Below are 17,008 nucleotides of genomic sequence, written 5' to 3'. Positions count from 1 at the left end.
CGTATCGCGGTGGTGGCCGAGGTCACTTGTCACGGCGTACCACCCCTCGAACGCGGCGAAGTCTGTCTTTGATCTCCCAGCCGAGCAGGGCGAGCATCGGTGCGGCTGCGGCGGTGGCTGCGAGCAGGAGTTCTTCTACGGGGAAGCCGGCGATGTGCTGAGCGGGCATGATGCCTCCCTGTCACAGGTCTTCACTCAGGGTAAGCAGGCTGGGGCGTGCCGTAAACGGCTCAGCGACGCCGACTACCGTTGTCAGAGAACTTTTCGTCGCTCACGGGTCTCTCTCCGTGTGCAGGGACTGCGGAGGGAGCTGGGGTGGGTCGACCGGGGCGGGCGATGTCGGTGGCGGCGCTGGCGAGTCTGCCGGTGCTGCCGCTGGGGTGGTTCGTCGGGCTGCAGGCGCACCCGCCGTGGGTCGCGGCGGCGTACCTGGGCTACTTCCTGGCCGTGATCGCGGTCCCGGGGACCATGTTCTGGCGGCGCCTCACCGGCGGCTCCGGCTGGTTCGCGGTCGACGCCGTCCTCGGTACGACGTTCGGCCTGGCCTGCGAAGTACTGCTCTACCCGCTCGGCCGCTGGCTCGACATCCCCCTGATCGCGCTGGTGATGCCCGCCCTGGCCCTAGGCATCTTCCTGGCGGTGCCCGGCCGGCCGCAGTCGACCAAGCCCACCCCCTGGTGGTCCGTGGCCGGCGTCATGGTCGTGGCCGGCGTAGTCGCCGCCTGGTTCGTCCGCGTCGGCTCCCGCCTCATCCCGCTCGACGGCCCGGCCGCCCTGCGCCCCAACTCCGACTCCCCCTTCCAGCTGTCGCTGGCGGCGGAGCTGACGCACCACTTCCCTCCCCAGGTCCCGTACGTCGCCGGTGAGCCGCTGACCTACCACTGGATGGCCTACAACCACATCGCCTCGGCCCACTGGATCACCGGCATCGAGCTGGACGTGCTGACCCAGCGAGTGGTCCCGTTCGCGTTCCTGCTGCTCACAACCCTGGCAGCGGCCGCAGTCGGCATGATCCTCACCGGCCGCGCAGTAGCCGCACCGATCGCCGCAGGCCTCACCGTGCTCGCCGGAGACCTCGGCCCGTGGGGCTGGACGGTCACCAACACCCTGTACCACGACAGCCCGCTGTCGATGGGCCAGATGATCAGCCCGACCCAGGCGTTCTCCGCGGTGATAATGCTGCCGCTGATCGCCGTCACCGCGCAGCTCCTGCGCCGCCCACCGGGCCAGACCCGGCGCCAGGTCGCCGGGCTGTTCGTCGTCGCCGGGCTACTGATCAGCGTCCTGTCGATCAGCAAGGCCACCGCGCTACCTGTGTACGGCGCCGGCCTGGCCGCCGCGTGGATCTACCTGACGATCAAGGCCCGCCGCCTCAACCTGCGCGCGCTGGTGCTCGGGATGACCGTCGCAGCGACGTACGCGTTCAACTTCTTCGTCGTGCTGCGCGGCGCGAGCCACGGCATGGAGTACAAGCCGGCGGGCACGTACCGCACGATGCTGGACGGCATGCTGCGCGGCATCGACCCGTCGGTGCAGCCCGGTCGCACAGTGCTGCTCATCGTGGCCGCGGCGGTCGCCGCCGGCTGGCTGATGCCTGCTGTCGGCGTACTGCTCATCAAGCGGCGTCTGCCCCGCGACCCGATGGTGGTGATGCTGCTGGCCGGGCTGGTCGGGGCAGTGGCGGCCGCCAGCCTGCTCTACCACTACAGCCAGGCACAGGTCTTCTTCGCCCGGACCGCCTTCGTCTACGGGGTTCTGCTCGCTGCCTGGGGTCTGGCCTCGCTGGAGCGCCGCCAGTACCTGGTGGTCGGCCCGGCGCTGGCCATCGGCGTCGGCGCGATCTACATGGGCCGCGCGCAGACCAAGACACTGATCCGCGACTGCCAGGACACCGGCTGCCTGGAGCGGATCTTCTCCCGGCCGCTGATCGCCGCGCTCATCCTCACCGCGGCGGGCGTGATCATCTTCGGGCTGAGCATCCGCCGGCGGTCCCGGACCGGCCGGACGTGGGCGGTGATCGCCGTGTCCGCGCTGATCGGGCTGACCGTGTCACCGACCGTCGTCAGCCTGCGCCAGTTCGCGTTCCCGCCGCAGACGGCGTACGACTCGATCGCGCCCGGCGGGATCGAGGCGGCCCGGTTCATCCGCCGCCAGTCCGGGCCGGACGACCTGATCGCGACCAACATCCACTGCCACGCGCCAACCGGCCCGCGCTGCCACACCGGCTCGTTCTGGATCCCCGGGTACGCCGAGCGCCGGGTGCTCGTCGAGGGCTGGTCGTACACGGCCAAGGCCAACGACGTGCACAGCTCGACCGAAGCGTCGTACGGGCCGTTCTGGGACAAGGAGAAGCTGAAGGTCAACGACGAGGCGTTCACCGCCCCGACGCGCGAGGTGCTGGACCGGCTGCGCACGCAGTACGGCGTGCGCTGGCTGCTGGCCGACGACCGGGTCAACCCGGCACCGGAAGAGCTGGAGAAGCTCGCCGAGCTCCGGTTCCAGTCCGGCACGGTCCGCGTCTACCAGCTCTACCCGCCCCGGGTCGGGGCGGGCTCCACTCCGATCAGCTAGTCCGCCTCGCCAGGTTGGCTTCGATCTCTCCAGGGCATGTGCTGTTTCGAGTCATGCCATCCACACGGATCGCCGGTCCTGCCGAGTTCACCGCGCGGATGTGAGCCGAGCCACAAACCCGGCGACGGCCTCGGCGAACGCCTCGGGTTCCTCGACGTGGCCGAAGTGGGCGCTGTGTTCCAGGAGGAGCAGCTCGGCGCCCGGGATCAGCTTGGCGAGCTCCTCGCTCCAGCGCGGGCCGCAGATCGGGTCGAAGCGGCCACCGATCACCAGGGCGGGCAGGTCGAGCCCGCCGAGCAGCGGGCGGTCGTCGATCGTCTCGGGCGTCCCGTCAGCCTCGACGGCGTCGACGTAGGTGCCACCGACGCCTGCGCGCAGCTTCTCGTACTCCGGCTGCCGCGGACCCCAGTAGTCCGCCAGGTACGCCGGAATGATGCCGCGGGCAACCGCTGTGAACTGCTCGTCGTTGCTGATGCCGCCGATCCCCTGGACAGCGGTCATCACCTCGGCCAGCTCGGGGTTGCCGGCGTTGCGGGCGGCGTACGCGGCGAAGTTGCGCCCGGCCTCCTCGCCGAATTCGGGTCCGGTCACCGGGGCGCTGTCGTACAGGACCACGCCGGCCAGGCGGTCGGTGTGGTGCAGCGCGAAGTGCTGGGCGACGAAGCCGCCGTGGGAGTGCCCGAGCAGGTGGACGGGGCCGGCGCCGAGGTCGTCGATGACGGCGGCCAGCTGCTCGGCGTAACGGTCCCGGACGTAGCCGCGCGGGTGGGACGGGAGGCGGCCGGAGTCGCCGGTGCCGATCGGCTCGACGTACACGACCTGCAGGTGCTGCTCGACGACAGGCATCCGCAGGTACTCCCAGTTGATGCCGGGACCGCCGGAGTGAGCAACGAGGATCGGGCCGGTGCCGTGCACGTGGTAGCGCTGCGCGAGGCCGTTGACCTCGATGGTGTGGGTTGTCATGCCGGCAAGACGGAGTACGACGGTGTTAGTTCACCGGCTCCGGTGTGAGCCCGGCCACAGGCTCCGGGTGGAACAGCCGCAGCTCCTGGACCCGTCCGCCCTGCAGGGACATCAGCCAGGTCACCGCAGGTGGGCAGTGGTCGGGGTTGTCGGGCCCGTTGACCAGGTCCATCTCCCAGACGGCGAGGTCCCGGCTCGCCACCACGTGGCGAACCTTCTGCCGGACACCAGCGGTCAGGTCGGACTCCATGCCCCGGTGGAGGAAGTCGTGGCCGACGATCGGCTGCGGTCCGCTGAGCAGAGCCACCTCCGGCGACCAGCGCTCAGCCAGCACGGCCTGGAACTCACCACGCTCCGCAGCTGCCAGCGTCTCCCTCGCCTCTCGCTCGCTGGCTGCTGCCAGAGCACCGGCGTCGTTGTGAGCCGCGTCGGCTGTCGCCAGGAGTGCTTCGGCCAGCCGGGCACGCCCGAGGCTGAGCCGGCTCCGGACGGTCCCCACCGGCACTCCACAGGCATCAGCGATCTGCTGGTACGACGTGACGCTGGTGCTGAAGTGGCGCAGCATGATGGCCAGCCGGGTCTGCGGCGACAGCTCCTCCATCGCCGACCAGATCCAGTCCCGCAGAGCGTGCTGGTCGAGCGCCTGCTCGGGGGTGAGGTCCGGTGAAGCCAGTGCGACCTCGTCGACGGACAGCGGGTAGCTCATGCTGCGCAGCCGGGTCCTGCAGGCGTTGCGGACGACCATGCGCAGCCAGGCGCCGACTGAAGCGGGCTCGCGGACATCGCCGATCCGCCGGAGCGCCGTGAGCGAGGCGTCCTGCAGCACGTCCTCCACGTCCGGGCTGTTGCCCAGCAGACTGAGCGCGACCGCCCGCATGCCGGCCTGATGCCTGGCCAGCAGCGTTCCCAGAGCTGCAACGTCTCCAGCCTGGGCGCTGCGGGTCAGGGCTTCGTCCACGTCCTCCAGTATTGCTCGCTACCGGAGAACCGCCGCGGGCAGCGGGATGCTCTGGTTCCAGCCGCGGTCCAGTGCGGTCACCAGGTAGAGGTAGTGGCGTCCGGCAACGGCTGTGGTGTCTGTCCACGTCTGCTGGCCGCCTGTGGCGCGCAGCGTCGTGAGCAGGTTGCGGGCGTCGTTGTCGGCACACCAGTCGCCGGCGGTGAGGTCGCGGCGGTAGACGGCGTACGAGGTGGTGTCCTTGGAGGTCTGCCGCCAGTCCAGTTTGATGCCTCCGGTGGTGCGCGAGGCCTTGAGGGCGTGGACCGGGAGCGGCGAGCGGGCGTCGAGCGACGGCATCGCGGGGACCAGCGCCGGGCGGGTGTACCAGGTGCTGTTGAGCAGGCTGGTCGCGCCGAGGCGGTCGGCGCGCACGTCCTTCGCGGAGAAGTAGATGTCGCCCTTCACCTCGGGGATCGTGCTGTTGAAGGCCAGGTGGTCGGTCAGCTCGGCCGGGTCCGACCAGTCCGGCGACTGCGTCGACGTACCGACCTTGTACGTCGCCTGGCCGATGTAGAGGTGCACGTCGGTGCCGCGGACCTGATCGGCCCACCAGGGCACGATCTTGTTGTAGTCCGCGGGCGCGAACCCGCCGGCCCAGTAGACCTGCGGGACGATGTAGTCGATCCACTCCTCGCGGACCCACTTGCTGGTGTCAGCAGCCAGGTCGTCGTACGTCTGAACGCCTGCGGTGGTGTCGGATCCCTCGGCGTCGGTGGCCTTGTTCCGCCAGACGGCGAACGGGCTGATACCGAACTTCACCCACGGCTTGGCGGCCTTGATCTGGTGCTGCAGCTCCTGGATCAGCAGGTCGATGTTGTTGCGGCGCCAGTCCTGGAGGTTCGCGAAACCGCCGCCGTACTGCGCGAAGGTGGCCGCGTCGTCGAAGGTCTGGCCGGCCACCGGGTACGGGTAGAAGTAGTCGTCGAAGTGCACGCCGTCGATGTCGTACTTGCCGACGGCATCCATGATGGCGCTCTCGACGAGCTTGCGGGCCGCGGGGATGCCGGGGTTGTAGTAGAGCTTGCCGCCGTACGTGACGACCCAGTCGGGGTGCTGCCGGGCGGGGTGCGTGGGGACCAGGGCGTTCAGGTTCGTGCCCATCGAGAGCCGGTACGGGTTGAACCAGGCGTGCAGCTCGAGGTTGCGCTTGTGCGCCTCGGCGACGGCGAAGGCCAGCGGGTCGTAGCCGGGGTCGCCGCCCTGCGTGCCGGTGAGGTACTGCGACCAGGGCTCGACCGCTGACGGCCAGAACGCGTCGGCGGTCGGGCGGACCTGGAGTACGACGGCGTTGTGGTGCTGGCGGACTGCGTCGTCGTACCAGGTGAGGAGCTCGGCCTTCTGCTGCTCCGCGGTCAGACCGGTCCGCGACGGCCAGTCGATGTTGACCACCGACGAGACCCAGCTGGCGCGGAACTGGCGCAGCGGAGTCTTGCTGTCCGGAGCGCAGCCGCTGGTGGGCGCTGCTGTCGCCGTACTGGTGAGACCGCTGACCAGCAGACCGACGGTCACCGCGAGGACTCCGACCACACGCCAGGCTCTCATGTCACTCTCCGACTACTCTGCGGGACGGGATCGAAAGATAGTTACACATCTCGATCCGGCTTTGAAGGTGTCGGCCCGCTCGGCGACTACGCTGCGCCGAATGCGTCCCCTCGCCACCGCGCTCGGCCTGATCGGCCTGCTGCTCGGCACCTGCGTCGCCGTCTTCTTCGGCATCCTGGCCCTCACCCCGACCTCGCCGTGCAGCGGTGGCGCGACCAGCGGCACCTGCGCGTACGGGCAGCTCCCGTTCAAGCTGGCCCTGTTCGGGCCGCTGGTCACGCTCCCGGCCGCCCTGCTCGCGACCTTCCTGCGCTCGCACGGCAAGCCCCGCCCGGGCTGGCTGTACGCCGGACTGGCCGCCGTCGTCGGCGAACTGCTGATCGCGCTGCAGATCGCCGACGGCTGAGGTCATAACCGGGGCTGATCGGGCCATCGGATTCGCGTCTGGCCACCGGCTGCCAGGGGGCGGGCCCCGGCCGGTACCGTGGTGGCCGATCCAACCGGTGCAACGAAAGGCGAACAGGTGCTGCGCACGGCCACCGACGGTGACGTCGACATCATCCGGGAACTGCGCAACCAGCAGCCCAACCGCGACGTCAGCATCAACTCCCACGAGATCGGCGCTGACGAGCACCGCGCCTGGTGGGCCAAGGCCAGTGTCGACCCGAGCCGCCGGGTGCTGATCTACGAACGCGACGGCGCCGTCGCGGGCGTGGTCAACTTCTTCGACCTGGAGCTCGACGGTTCGCCGCGGACCGGCGCCTGGGGATTCTTCCTGGACGCCGAGGGCCTGGCCGAGCGCGGCGAGACCCTGCCGGCCTGGATCGAGGTCATGAAGGACGCCACCGGCTACGCCTTCGACGAGCTCGAGCTGGACGACCTGTACGGCGAGGTGCTGGAGCACAACGCCGTCGTCCGGCAGATGAACCGGCGGTTCCGGTTCGTCGAGGGTGAGCCGGAGACCCGGGTCAGCGACGGGCGCGAGATCACCGTGCTGCCGATCAGCTTGAACAAGAACAACCGGCGCAAGCCGAAGGGAAACTCATGAGCGAGTCCACGATTCATTTCGGTGACGTCCCGGTCGGGCCGGAGCACCAGCCGTTCGTCATCGCCGAGATGTCCGGCAACCACAACGGCGACATCGAGCGCGCCAAGGACATCGTCCGGGCGATGGCCGAGACCGGCGTCCAGGCGCTGAAGCTGCAGACCTACACCGCCGACACGATCACCCTCGACGTCGACCTGCCGGCCTTCCGGCTGCCGTCGGAGCACGAGCTCTGGGGCGGCGCGCGGCTCTACGACCTGTACCAGGAGGCGCACACCCCGTGGGAGTGGCACGAGCCGATCTTCGAGCTCGCGAACTCGCTCGGCATGCTGGCCTTCTCGTCGCCGTTCGACCCGACCGCGATCGACTTCCTGGAGAAGCTGAACGTCCCGGCATACAAGGTCGCCTCGAACGAGATCGGCGACCTCCCGCTGGTCCGCGGCATGGCCGAGACCGGCAAGCCGATCATCATCTCCACCGGCTCCGCGACCCTGATGGACATCGACGCGGCGGTCCGCGCGGCGCGCTCCACCGGCAACGAGCAGATCATCGTGCTGTCCTGCACCGCGAGCTACCCGGCACCCCCGGAGCAGTCCAACCTGCGCTCGATCCCGGTCCTGCGCGACGCCCTCGGCGTCCAGATCGGCCTGTCCGACCACACGATGGGCATCGGCGCCGCGATCGCCGCCGTCGCGCTCGGCGCGACGGTGATCGAGAAGCACGTCACGCTGTCCCGCGCCGATGGCGGCGTCGACTCGGCGTTCTCGCTGGAGCCCGATGAGGTCAAGGCGCTGGTCGAAGGCACCAAGGTCGCCCAGCAGGCCCTCGGCGAACCGATCGTCGGCCCGAAGCAGGCAGAGCAGAACGTACTGCGCTTCCGGCGGTCGCTGTACGTGACGCGCGATGTGAAGGCCGGCGAGAAGGTTGCTGCCGACAACGTTCGCTCGGTGCGCCCGGCGGGCGGGCTGCCGCCGGACGCGTTCACGTCGGTGGAGGGCCGGGAGTTCCGGCAGGACACCCCGAAGGGGACCCCGCTGACTTGGGACGTGCTGTAGGCAACCGCTGAAAGGCCCCGGACCGTACGACGGTCCGGGGCCTTTTGCGTTCAGCGGAGTTCGCGGACCGCGCCGGCGCGGACCTGGCGGGCGAACGCCAGGAATTGTTGCTCGGAGTTGTCGGTGCTGAAGACCCGGAGCTCGACCGCCGTCCTCGTGGTCTGCAACTGCAGCGTGCGCTCGATCCAGGCGCGTCCGCTCCGCGGGTACGTGCGTACGACGTACCGGGACGTGGAGCCGAACTCCGGCAGCGGACGCTCGACGATGGAGCCCCGCCCGGACGTGCCCACGGTGAACTCCCGGCACTCGGGCGCGGGCTGCAGCACCTGCCGCTGGTACCGGACGGCCTCAGCGCCAGTCAGCTCGTACACGCGTACGTTCGCCACGCCGTCCCCGGCCGGTGTCCGCAGAGTCACCGAGCCCATCACGGCCGGAGTGTCCGTGCGGAACCCGTCGATCCTGTTGTACACGCGACCGGCGGAGCGCACCGCGACCCGGCAGGACTCCGGCGTGACCGGCTTCCCCGCGAAGAAGTCGTCGCGCCACGAGTAGCTCTCCAGCTCGATCAGGTACGTGAACCGATCCATCGCCCGCCCGCGGTAGGTGGGCGGCACCACCCGCATCAACTGGTCCTTCGTGTAGCGGAACGTCGCGGGCGAGCCGTCGACCGAGACGGTGCTGGTCGCCGTCGGAGTGATGGGAGCGGTCGGCAGTGGCGCGGTCGCCTGTGGAGCGGTCGCCTGTGGGGTGCTGAGCGCGACCGGGGTCTCGGTGTGCGTCGAACAGCCTGCCAGCGTCAGCAGGACCAGCGCCGACGACAACCTTCGCGCGTGCCTACGCATCAACTGGGGTGTGGGACACGTCGCGGAAGGTCCAGAAGCGGTGGAGGAGGTAGCTCGCTACCGGGACCAGGAGGATGACCAGGCCCTGGGCGAGGAGGACTGGGGTGTGGAGGAGCTCGATCAGCAGGGGCATGCCGATCAGGGAGCAGGCCAGGCCGAACAGGTAGACGGTGTAGAACTTCGCGAAGCCGCGGAGCCAGCCGGTCTGGGAGCCGAAGACGAAGGTGCGGTACGCCGGGTACATGATCAGCGCGGTGGTGAAGTTGGCCAGGGCGGTGACCACCAGGTACGGCAAGCGGCCCTCGAGGAGGTGCCAGCCGAGCCAGAACAGGCCGAAGTACAGGACGTTCGTACCGGCGCCGACGATCAGGTAGCGGACGCGGTGGTCGCGCAGGAGTTTGGCCGGCAGTTGCGCGACGGCTGTGACGTCGACAGGAATGATCGTGCCTCTCAGCAGTGGGATAATCACAGCGGCGGAAGCCCCGCCGCCTCACCTTCAGAAGGGCAAGCAGTGCTCGTCTCCGTCGTCGTGCCATGTTATCGGTCCGCCAAGACCCTTCCGCGCCTTGTCGAGGACCTGTCGCACGTGCTGCCGGAGGCGACCACCGGGTTCGAGATCGTGCTCGTCGTCGACGGCAGCCCGGACGACACGTGGCAGGTTGCCAGCGAGCTCGCGAACAAGTACCCGGAGACCCGCGCCCTGCGCCTGGCCCGCAACTACGGGCAGCACAACGCGATCATCGCCGGCGTCCGCAGCGCCCGGTACGAGGTGGTCGTCACGATGGACGACGACCTGCAGCACCCGGCCGACCAGGTCCCGGTCCTGCTGGCCGCGCTGACCGACGACATCGACCTCGTGTACGGCGTACCGAAGGAGGAGGAGCACGGCGTCGTCCGGTCCTTCTCGTCGCGGCTGGTGAAGGCCGCGATGGCCTCGACGCTGTCGGTGCAGAACGCGAAGTCGATCAGCGCGTTCCGGGCCTTCCGGACCTTCCTGCGGGACGGTTTCGACGGGCTCGACGGGCCGCACGCCTCGGTCGACGTCGCGCTGTCGTGGTCCACCACCCGGATCGCGCAGACCACGGTGCGGATGGAGGACCGGGCCGAGGGCCGGTCGAACTACACCACCTGGATGCTGATGAAGCACGCCCTGACGCTGATCACGGGCTACTCCACCGAGCCGCTGCGGCTGGTCGGCTACCTGGGCTTCATCTGCGCGGTCTTCGGGGTCGGCCTGTTCGGCGTGATCATCTACAAGTACGCCGTCGGCGCGACCACGGTCGCCGGGTTCACCACGATCGCGTCGATGGTGGCGCTGTTCTCCGGCGCCCAGATGCTCGCCCTCGGCGTCCTCGGCGAGTACGTCGGCCGCCTGCACTCGGGGTCGATGGGCCGGCCGACGTACGTGATCCGGGAGCGCACCGACACCGACGCGCACCCGGACATCACCACCGAGACCGACTGATCCCGTGTACCTGCTGTTCCCGGGCCGGCACCACGTCCTGACCCGCTTCCAGGCCGAGTTCCTGCGCTCCCACGCTCCGGCCGGTACGACGGTCGTCTGGGCGGTGACGTCGGCGAACCACCACACCACCAAGCGGAACCCGATCCCGTTCGACCGCCGCGAGGCCGCGATCGAGCGGTTCAGCGTGGCGACCGGGCTGCGCTCGCTGGTGGTCGGCGTCGTCGACACCCCGCCGACCGACGACTTCGCCGAGGTGACGGTGAAGGCGATCGAGGCCGGTACCGACGACACCGTGCGGCTGACGCCGGAGAACACGGTGGTCGCCTGCTCGACGCCGGAGGTCGCGAAGCTGTACGAACGCCTTGGCCACCAGGTGATCGGCGTCGAGCCCGACGGCACGGCCCGGCCGTGGGACGTCCTGCTGATGATTGCCGACGGCAACGACGAGTGGCGCGAGCTGGCACACCCGGCGACAGTCGACGTCTTCGACCGGTACCGGCTGGACGCGCAGGTCCGGCGCTGCGTCAACGACCCGGTGGTCGGTGACGACGGCGGGCTGACCACGACCCGCGACTACAAGACGTACGCCGACGCGTTCGAGACCGCCGCGGACCGGAAGTGGACGCAGATCAAGGACTTCGTCCGCCCCGGCCGGATCCTCGACATCGGCTGCGCGACCGGCGCGACCCTGCAGCTCGCCGACGCCGACCCGCGCTTCCACGAGTCGGACCTGATCGGCGTCGAGGTCGCCCGGCACCTGTACGCCGAGTGCGTGCACAAGAAGGAGCAGGGCTTCTTCCACAACCCGAACGTCTACTTCTACCAGCGCAACATGCTCGGCGCGGCTGTCTTCCCGCCGCGCTCGATCGACAGCACGCTCACCCTAGCCCTGACCCACGAGATCTGGTCGTACGCCGACGGCTCGCGCGCGGCGACCGTGCAGCGCTTCGTCGACCGCTTGTTCGCGCACACCGCGCCGGGCGGCGTCTGGATCAACTCCGACGTCTGCGGCCCGGCGGAGCCGGATCGGCCCGTCGTACTGGCGCTGGACGACTCGGACGGGGTCAATTCGGCGCCGGCGGACCTGGAGTCGCTGGACGACCCCGCGGCCTACGTGAAGCGGCTGTCGACCCGAGCCCGGTTCTTCCAGTTCGCCCAGGACTTCCGCCGCAACGCCCGGGTGCCCTTCGCCTACACGCTGCAAGGCGACAACCCAGTGCTCCGCCTGGCCGACGCGATGGACTTCCTGACCCGCAAGGACTACGTCGACAACTGGCTGTCGGAGACCCACGAGCAGTTCTGCGGCCTGACCTTCGCCGACTGGACCACCATCGCCGAGACCGCCGGCTTCACCGTCGACGCGGCGTCCAAGGCCTGGCGCAACGACTGGGTGATCAGCAACCGCATCGCCCCGGTCGCCACCCTCACCACACCGGACGGCGATCCGGTCGACTGGCCCGAAACCCACCAGCTCCTGATCGCCCGCCGCGCGTAGAAACAGCAAAGCCGGCCTCCCCGCGACGGGGAGACCGGCCGCTGTTGTCCGGCTAGCCGATCTTGTTGCGGAGCTGCCGCTTCATCCGGCGCTTCACCTTGCCGGCGAACTTGCGCGGGTTGCGGATCTGCGCGGCCTGGCGGATCAGCTTCACCGCGGAGTACGCCTTGGAGTTCTTCAGCTTGGCGCGCTCGGAGTTGGCCTTCTGGACCTGGGTGCGCATCTCGCGCAGCCGGGTCTCGCGGGTCTTCAGGGCCTTGTCGCGGAAGCCGAGGGTGCGCTCCAGGCCGAAGATCTGGCCCTTCAGCTCGTGGATCTCCTGGGCGGCGCGGTCGGCGTCGGCCAGCACGGTCCGGACGTCGGGCGTCTGCGAACCGTCGGCCGGTACGCCGAGCACGGTGGCCAGCGCGGCCGCCAGCTCCTTGCCCCGGGCAACCTGCTCGACGGAGACCGACGGGGTGTCCGGCGTCGTCGCCGGGGTCTGCGCCGGAGCGTCGATGCCGGACATCGCGAGCCAGGCCGAGACCAGGTCGTCGCCGACCATCCACGGCGGCCACGGGTGCCGGCGGTGCGCGCCGATCAGGCGGTCGTGGAAGCGCGCCCAGGCGGCCGCGAGCCGGTCCTGCTCGGACTCCTCGGCGACGGTCACCCACGCGGAGGCGCCGAAGGCGAAGCTGTCGCCGTCGACCACCACGTCGTCCCAGCGCGGGAGCACGCGGGAGCTGGTCTGGGCGCGGGCCCAGTCTCCCAGCCGCCCGGCGAGGTCGCGGAAGCCCGGAACGTCCTCAGCAGCAGCCAGCCGGAACAACAGAGTCTCAACCGAAACCCCACCGGGAACAGTCGAAGGAACAACAGAAGAGTCGAAAACCAAAGCACCTTGGGCTTCGGCATCGCCCCCGGCAACAACCAGTGTCCAGTTCTCACCGTCGGCGTCCGCCGTCAGCACGGCCGCGTGGCCGGTGGTCTGGCTGTAGATCGCGTGCGGCGCAGCGCCGCCGCGGACGGCCAGCCAACCCGTGGGGGTGGACGCCAGCAGACCAGCGCGAGCAGCCGCCTCGGCGGACTCGGCAATCGGGGCCAGCAGCGGGACGACCGTGGACGCCGCCTCCAGGGCCTCGACGGCCACGCGGGTGGGGAACTGGCCCGGGCGAGCCGCGGCAGCGACCTCGTCGGACAGCAGCGCGTGCGGGGTCTCGCCGACCGAGAAGCTCGCAAACGTCGCCGCGCCGGTCAGGCCGACCCGGTCCAGCTCGGCGAGCAGCTGCGCGGTGGAGACCGGGCGCGTCGGGTCGTCGTGCAGCGGGCGCCACTCGTCGTCGCCGTGGCGCTGGTCGGCCGGGCGGCGGTCGAGCAGGTTGGTCAGGGAGAACTCGTTCTCCAGACCCAGCACGACAACGGCATCCGGCGAGCAAACGGCAGCGAGCGCGTCGAGCCGCTGCGACCAGGTCAGATCGGGGCTATCGTAGCCGATCACCCGGTCCAGACCGTCAGCAGCGACGACCACGTCGTACGCCGGGCGCCCCGCCTCGGCGAGTCCGTCGAGGGCTCCGGCGACGACCTGCAGACCGGCACCGGCCCCCTGGCCGGCGCCTGCGGCGAACCGCTCGGCGAGCTCACCCGCGTCGGAGACCGAGCGGACCAGCAGCGTCGCCTCGGTGGCCTTGGCGACGACTGCCTCGACCAGGTCGGCACCGTGCGGGCCGACGATCAGCGTGCGTGCCCCGTCGGGCAGGACGTCCGTGAGCAGCGCGCGCAGCGCCGGCCCCTGGACAGCCCCCCGCTTGCCGGAGTAGTCGCTCCACGGCTGCATCTCACCGCGGACGACCTCGACGGCCAGCTGGTTGTCAGACACGCTCTCTCCAATCGAACAACATCCGCAGTTCCGCGGGGGGCATCATCCACGGCACGCCCAGTTCCAGGTCGGTGGTCGCCCGGGCGGCGTCCATGTCCAGCTCCTTGCCGAGCATCTCAGGCCACAGCCGCGCGATCCGGCTCTGCCCGCCGAAGAGCGGGTTCTCGCCCTCCATCTCCATCGGGTCGCCGTACACGGCCGCCTCGCAGCCGGCGGCGATCCCGTAGAAGATCGCGGTGGACAGCCGGTTGGCCGCCACCCGCTTGTGCTTGCGCAGCTCGGCGAGCTGCTTGTAGAGGAACTTCGGGTCGGTGCCCTCGTAGGAGAACCCGCGGCGGCCGAACGAGACCACCCGGAACCCGGCGTCCTCGTACGACTTGCGCACCTCGGGCCGGTCGTACTCGGTGTAGTACAGGCTGAAGGTGACCGGGCCCGGCTCGGTCTCCCGGATCTCGTCGATCAGGCGTTTGTGGTCGCCCTGGATCTTGCCGCCCTCCCAGCCGTGGAAGAGGAACCAGAGCGTGCCTTCGCGCTCTTCCTCCGGTACGGCGCCGAGCTCGGGCTCCAGCTCCTGCAGGTACAAGAACGGGGCGCCGATGCTGGCGTAGTTGCGGCGGCCGAGGGCGTGGCCGCGGCGGCGCGGGCCGTCGCTCCAGGTGTAGCGCCAGGCGCCGTCGTAGAACTCGTGCACCGGGTTCCAGCCGTCGGCGATGTTCCAGCCGTGCTGGAGGTAGCCGCGCAGGCGCGGCGGGTACTCGTCGTCGAGTCCGGCGTACCGGGCCAGGATGTGGGCCTGGCCGTAGTAGTGGTTGTGGTGATGCATCAGCGGACCTCGAGGTGGAGTGTGCCGGCGTGCGGGCGCAGCGCGGCGGTGTGACCGGCCTGCTCGACCTCGACCGGGAGCCGGGCGGACAGGAACGGCTCGCACTGCACCGCGTGCTCGGCGCCGTCCGGGGCGGTCGCGAACAGGATCCAGTCGGCCAGGCTGGCCAGCGGGTCCGTGGAGTTGACCACCGCGTCGGCCGGGATCAGGTCGGCCAGGTCGGCGCTCGCCGTCCAGCGGCCGTCGGCGATCGCCAGCCGGCAGGTCACGTCGGCGTGGTCGTCGGAGTCGTCCAGGTAGCGCCGCCAGGAGAAGGTGTAGCCGTCGCCGGCCAGCTCCGGGCCGTCGATGCGCAGTTCCAGACCGTTGCCGCCAGCAACGATGTTGGCGTGCTCGGCGGGCAGCCGGAGCGGGGCCTCGTGCAGGTTGACGTAACCGCCGGTGGAGCGGGTCAGGCTGACCATCCGGCCGTCGGCCAGGTGGTGCACGGCCTGCGGCTCACCGGTCCACAGCAGCAGCTTCTCGTCGTTCTTGCCGACCAGCCGGAACGCCCAGGTGGTGCGCTGGGTGAACGGGTCGTCGGGGTTGGTGTCCTCGATGATCGGCCGGACCGGGATCCGGACGCTGAAGTCGCGGCCGTCACCGCTGAAGGTCAGCGGCAGCTCCTGGTCCTTGCCGGCCAGCGGCCGGGTCACCTGCAGCTTCGGCTCCTCCAGGTCGGCCGGGACGCGGCCCTGCAGGATCAGCGCGTCAGCGGTCTGGCTGACCGCGGTGAGCCGGGTCGGGTCGACCATCCGGCGCAGCACGAAGGCGCCGTCGGCCCCTGGGCCAGGCTGGACCCAGCTGGTGCTGCTGATCCAGGCACCCGGCGGCCAGCCGGGGCTGCCGGGGCGCTGGCCGCGGAGCTTGCCGTGCCGGCGCAGCCGGCCCGACTTCAGCCGGACCATGAAGTGCGCCGGGGCGCCGGTGCCCTTGAGCTTGCCGAGCAGCGCCTTGTCGAGGCGGACCTCGAAGCCGACCAGGGCCGGGTCGCCGTGCGTGTCGGTCGCGTCGTACCGGCGTACGGCGAGCGGGGTCTCGGCACCGCCGACGACCAGCGCGACCCGCAGGCTGGACGACGTCTTGGTCTCCAGGTGCCGGATCTCCGCCGTGCCCTTGACCGACAGCGAACCGTCGTCGAGCCAGCTGACCTCGCGGACGCTGGTGGCCAGCGTCAGGTCCTTCATCGGCAGCCGGTAGAGCTCCTTGGAGACCGAAGCGCTCTGGTCCTGTACGCCGGGGTAGTTGTGCTCGAACTGCCACGGGCGGCCCGGCCGGGACAGCGCCCGGGCGCCGCCGCGCAGACCGCCGTCGTTGCGGAAGTGGGCCAGCCGGCGGAGCAGGTCGACGTCACCGGCGGCCAGCGCCGAGTGCTGGATCCGGTCGTAGCTGTGGGCGCGGGCCAGGACCGAGTCGTCGAGCCGGTCCATCAGCCGCCGGGCGAGCTTGAGCAGGTTCTGCTCCTCCTCGGCCGGGGCGGCACCGAACGCCATCATCAGCGTCAGCATGTCGATCTGGGTGAAGTGCGCGTGCACGCGGCGGCGGACCTCACGCAGCGTGTCACCGGTCTCGATCAGGTCCATCACCATCTCGGCCGAGCGGACCCGGTCCTCCATGTTGCCCAGCTGGAACTTCTGCTGGGTGATCGACTCGCCGGACTCGCGCTCGCGCCAGTAGTAGACCGGTACGGCGAGGGCGTCGACGGTGACCGCGTCCAGGTGCGCCTTCAGCGTCACCGGGTAGTCCTCGTAGCGGATCGCGGGGAACTCGTAGCCGTAGTCGTCCCAGAACGAGCGCCGGTAGACCTTGTTCCAGGCCATCCGGTCCAGGATCAGGTCCGGGGTCTCGATCACGTGGGTGGCGATCCGGTCCTTGGCGAACGGCAGCCGGTGGATCCAGGACGGCCGGACGCCGGAGCTGTTGTTGAACCGCCGCGCGTTGCCGCCGGCGAACGACGAGCCGCTGCTGTCCAGGGTGCGGATCAGCTTCTCGAAACCGTGCCGGGTGACCAGGTCGTCGCTGTCGACGAAGGTGATGTACTCGCCGTCGGCGTGCCGGACGCCGGTGTTGCGGGCCGGGCCGAGGCCCTGGTTCTCCTGCGCGACGATCCGGAACCGGGGGTCACGGTCGCAGAAGTCCTGCGCGATCGCGGCGCTGTCGTCGGGGGATCCGTCGTCGACCAGGATCGCCTCGAAGTCGGTCCAGGTCTGTCGCGCGATCGAGTCGAGGCAGTCCCCGATGTAGTCGCGGACGTTGTAGAAGGGCACAACGACACTCAGCCGCGGCGTCACAACGGCAAATCTCCTCGGCTCGGTC

The 17,008-nt window shown here is 70.1% G+C and carries 15 protein-coding genes; 6 read left to right on the top strand and 9 right to left on the bottom strand.

Annotated features, from left to right (window positions below; translation table 11 throughout):
- Positions 1 to 22: 22 nt before the first annotated feature.
- On the bottom strand, positions 23 to 169 hold the full coding sequence (locus ACZ6Z4_RS00755; protein ID WP_465556715.1) for a hypothetical protein: 147 nt from the start codon (positions 167 to 169) through the stop codon (positions 23 to 25).
- 146 nt (positions 170 to 315) lie between these two features.
- Between ACZ6Z4_RS00755 and ACZ6Z4_RS00750 the strand changes: the two genes are divergently transcribed.
- Positions 316 to 2,571: a hypothetical protein gene (locus tag ACZ6Z4_RS00750; protein ID WP_465556713.1), complete on the top strand. Its 2,256-nt coding sequence runs from the start codon at positions 316 to 318 to the stop codon at positions 2,569 to 2,571.
- Between the two features lie 87 nt (positions 2,572 to 2,658).
- Here the strand turns inward: ACZ6Z4_RS00750 and ACZ6Z4_RS00745 are convergent, their stop codons facing one another.
- Genes ACZ6Z4_RS00745 through ACZ6Z4_RS00735 form a run of 3 tightly spaced genes read right to left on the bottom strand, consistent with a single transcriptional unit; the run spans position 2,659 to position 6,076 of the window.
- Positions 2,659 to 3,534: an alpha/beta fold hydrolase gene (locus tag ACZ6Z4_RS00745; protein WP_465556711.1), complete on the bottom strand. Its 876-nt coding sequence runs from the start codon at positions 3,532 to 3,534 to the stop codon at positions 2,659 to 2,661.
- 25 nt (positions 3,535 to 3,559) lie between these two features.
- Complete coding sequence (locus ACZ6Z4_RS00740) at positions 3,560 to 4,492, bottom strand: RNA polymerase sigma factor (RefSeq protein ID WP_465556709.1); 933 nt, start codon at positions 4,490 to 4,492, stop codon at positions 3,560 to 3,562.
- Positions 4,493 to 4,510: 18 nt separating this feature from the next.
- Positions 4,511 to 6,076: a glycoside hydrolase family 10-like protein gene (locus tag ACZ6Z4_RS00735; RefSeq protein WP_465556706.1), complete on the bottom strand. Its 1,566-nt coding sequence runs from the start codon at positions 6,074 to 6,076 to the stop codon at positions 4,511 to 4,513.
- Positions 6,077 to 6,176: 100 nt separating this feature from the next.
- On the opposite strand from ACZ6Z4_RS00735, the gene ACZ6Z4_RS00730 reads away from it, so the two are divergent.
- From ACZ6Z4_RS00730 to pseI, 3 genes are all read left to right on the top strand, one after another.
- The gene (locus ACZ6Z4_RS00730; RefSeq protein WP_465556704.1) at positions 6,177 to 6,482 is read left to right on the top strand and encodes a hypothetical protein; all 306 of its coding nucleotides are present in this window, start codon (positions 6,177 to 6,179) and stop codon (positions 6,480 to 6,482) included.
- A gap of 117 nt (positions 6,483 to 6,599) precedes the next feature.
- Positions 6,600 to 7,124, top strand: a complete 525-nt coding sequence (locus ACZ6Z4_RS00725) for a GNAT family N-acetyltransferase (RefSeq protein ID WP_465556702.1) — start codon at positions 6,600 to 6,602, stop codon at positions 7,122 to 7,124.
- Positions 7,121 to 8,176, top strand: a complete 1,056-nt coding sequence (gene pseI, locus ACZ6Z4_RS00720; RefSeq protein ID WP_465556700.1) for a pseudaminic acid synthase — start codon at positions 7,121 to 7,123, stop codon at positions 8,174 to 8,176. The genes ACZ6Z4_RS00725 and pseI overlap by 4 nt, the downstream gene beginning before the upstream one ends.
- A gap of 50 nt (positions 8,177 to 8,226) precedes the next feature.
- On the opposite strand, the gene ACZ6Z4_RS00715 is transcribed toward pseI, so the two are convergent.
- A complete protein-coding gene (locus tag ACZ6Z4_RS00715) occupies positions 8,227 to 9,018 on the bottom strand; it encodes a hypothetical protein (protein ID WP_465556698.1) in 792 nt (263 codons plus the stop codon).
- Positions 9,011 to 9,487, bottom strand: coding sequence for a GtrA family protein (locus ACZ6Z4_RS00710; RefSeq protein ID WP_465556696.1), 477 nt, complete (start codon positions 9,485 to 9,487; stop codon positions 9,011 to 9,013). Before ACZ6Z4_RS00710 ends, ACZ6Z4_RS00715 begins: the two co-directional genes overlap by 8 nt.
- Positions 9,488 to 9,529: 42 nt before the next feature.
- Between ACZ6Z4_RS00710 and ACZ6Z4_RS00705 the strand changes: the two genes are divergently transcribed.
- A complete protein-coding gene (locus tag ACZ6Z4_RS00705; RefSeq protein ID WP_465556694.1) occupies positions 9,530 to 10,483 on the top strand; it encodes a glycosyltransferase family 2 protein in 954 nt (317 codons plus the stop codon).
- A gap of 4 nt (positions 10,484 to 10,487) precedes the next feature.
- Complete coding sequence (locus tag ACZ6Z4_RS00700; RefSeq protein ID WP_465556692.1) at positions 10,488 to 11,978, top strand: class I SAM-dependent methyltransferase; 1,491 nt, start codon at positions 10,488 to 10,490, stop codon at positions 11,976 to 11,978.
- Positions 11,979 to 12,030: 52 nt separating this feature from the next.
- Here ACZ6Z4_RS00700 and ACZ6Z4_RS00695 read toward each other — a convergent pair whose 3' ends face one another.
- Genes ACZ6Z4_RS00695 through ACZ6Z4_RS00685 form a run of 3 tightly spaced genes read right to left on the bottom strand, consistent with a single transcriptional unit; the run spans position 12,031 to position 16,983 of the window.
- A complete protein-coding gene (locus ACZ6Z4_RS00695) occupies positions 12,031 to 13,830 on the bottom strand; it encodes a hypothetical protein (RefSeq protein ID WP_465556690.1) in 1,800 nt (599 codons plus the stop codon).
- Positions 13,823 to 14,653, bottom strand: a complete 831-nt coding sequence (locus ACZ6Z4_RS00690; RefSeq protein WP_460650169.1) for a hypothetical protein — start codon at positions 14,651 to 14,653, stop codon at positions 13,823 to 13,825. The genes ACZ6Z4_RS00695 and ACZ6Z4_RS00690 overlap by 8 nt, the downstream gene beginning before the upstream one ends.
- Positions 14,653 to 16,983, bottom strand: coding sequence for a glycosyltransferase (locus ACZ6Z4_RS00685; protein WP_465556687.1), 2,331 nt, complete (start codon positions 16,981 to 16,983; stop codon positions 14,653 to 14,655). The genes ACZ6Z4_RS00690 and ACZ6Z4_RS00685 overlap by 1 nt, the downstream gene beginning before the upstream one ends.
- Positions 16,984 to 17,008 lie beyond the last annotated feature (25 nt).

It is taken from the genome of Kribbella sp. NPDC104740 (assembly GCF_055583505.1).
This window is presented reverse-complemented; position numbering and strand designations above follow the sequence as displayed.

Bases quoted from the DNA above. Each gene is read 5' to 3' on its own strand.
- ACZ6Z4_RS00745 (WP_465556711.1), bottom strand. From the start codon at position 3,534: ATGACAACCCACACCATCGAGGTCAACGGCCTCGCGCAGCGCTACCAC.
- ACZ6Z4_RS00755 (WP_465556715.1), bottom strand. From the start codon at position 169: ATGCCCGCTCAGCACATCGCCGGCTTCCCCGTAGAAGAACTCCTGCTC.
- ACZ6Z4_RS00730 (WP_465556704.1), top strand. From the start codon at position 6,177: ATGCGTCCCCTCGCCACCGCGCTCGGCCTGATCGGCCTGCTGCTCGGC.
- ACZ6Z4_RS00690 (WP_460650169.1), bottom strand. From the start codon at position 14,653: ATGCATCACCACAACCACTACTACGGCCAGGCCCACATCCTGGCCCGG.
- ACZ6Z4_RS00735 (WP_465556706.1), bottom strand. From the start codon at position 6,076: ATGAGAGCCTGGCGTGTGGTCGGAGTCCTCGCGGTGACCGTCGGTCTG.
- pseI (WP_465556700.1), top strand. From the start codon at position 7,121: ATGAGCGAGTCCACGATTCATTTCGGTGACGTCCCGGTCGGGCCGGAG.
- ACZ6Z4_RS00715 (WP_465556698.1), bottom strand. From the start codon at position 9,018: ATGCGTAGGCACGCGCGAAGGTTGTCGTCGGCGCTGGTCCTGCTGACG.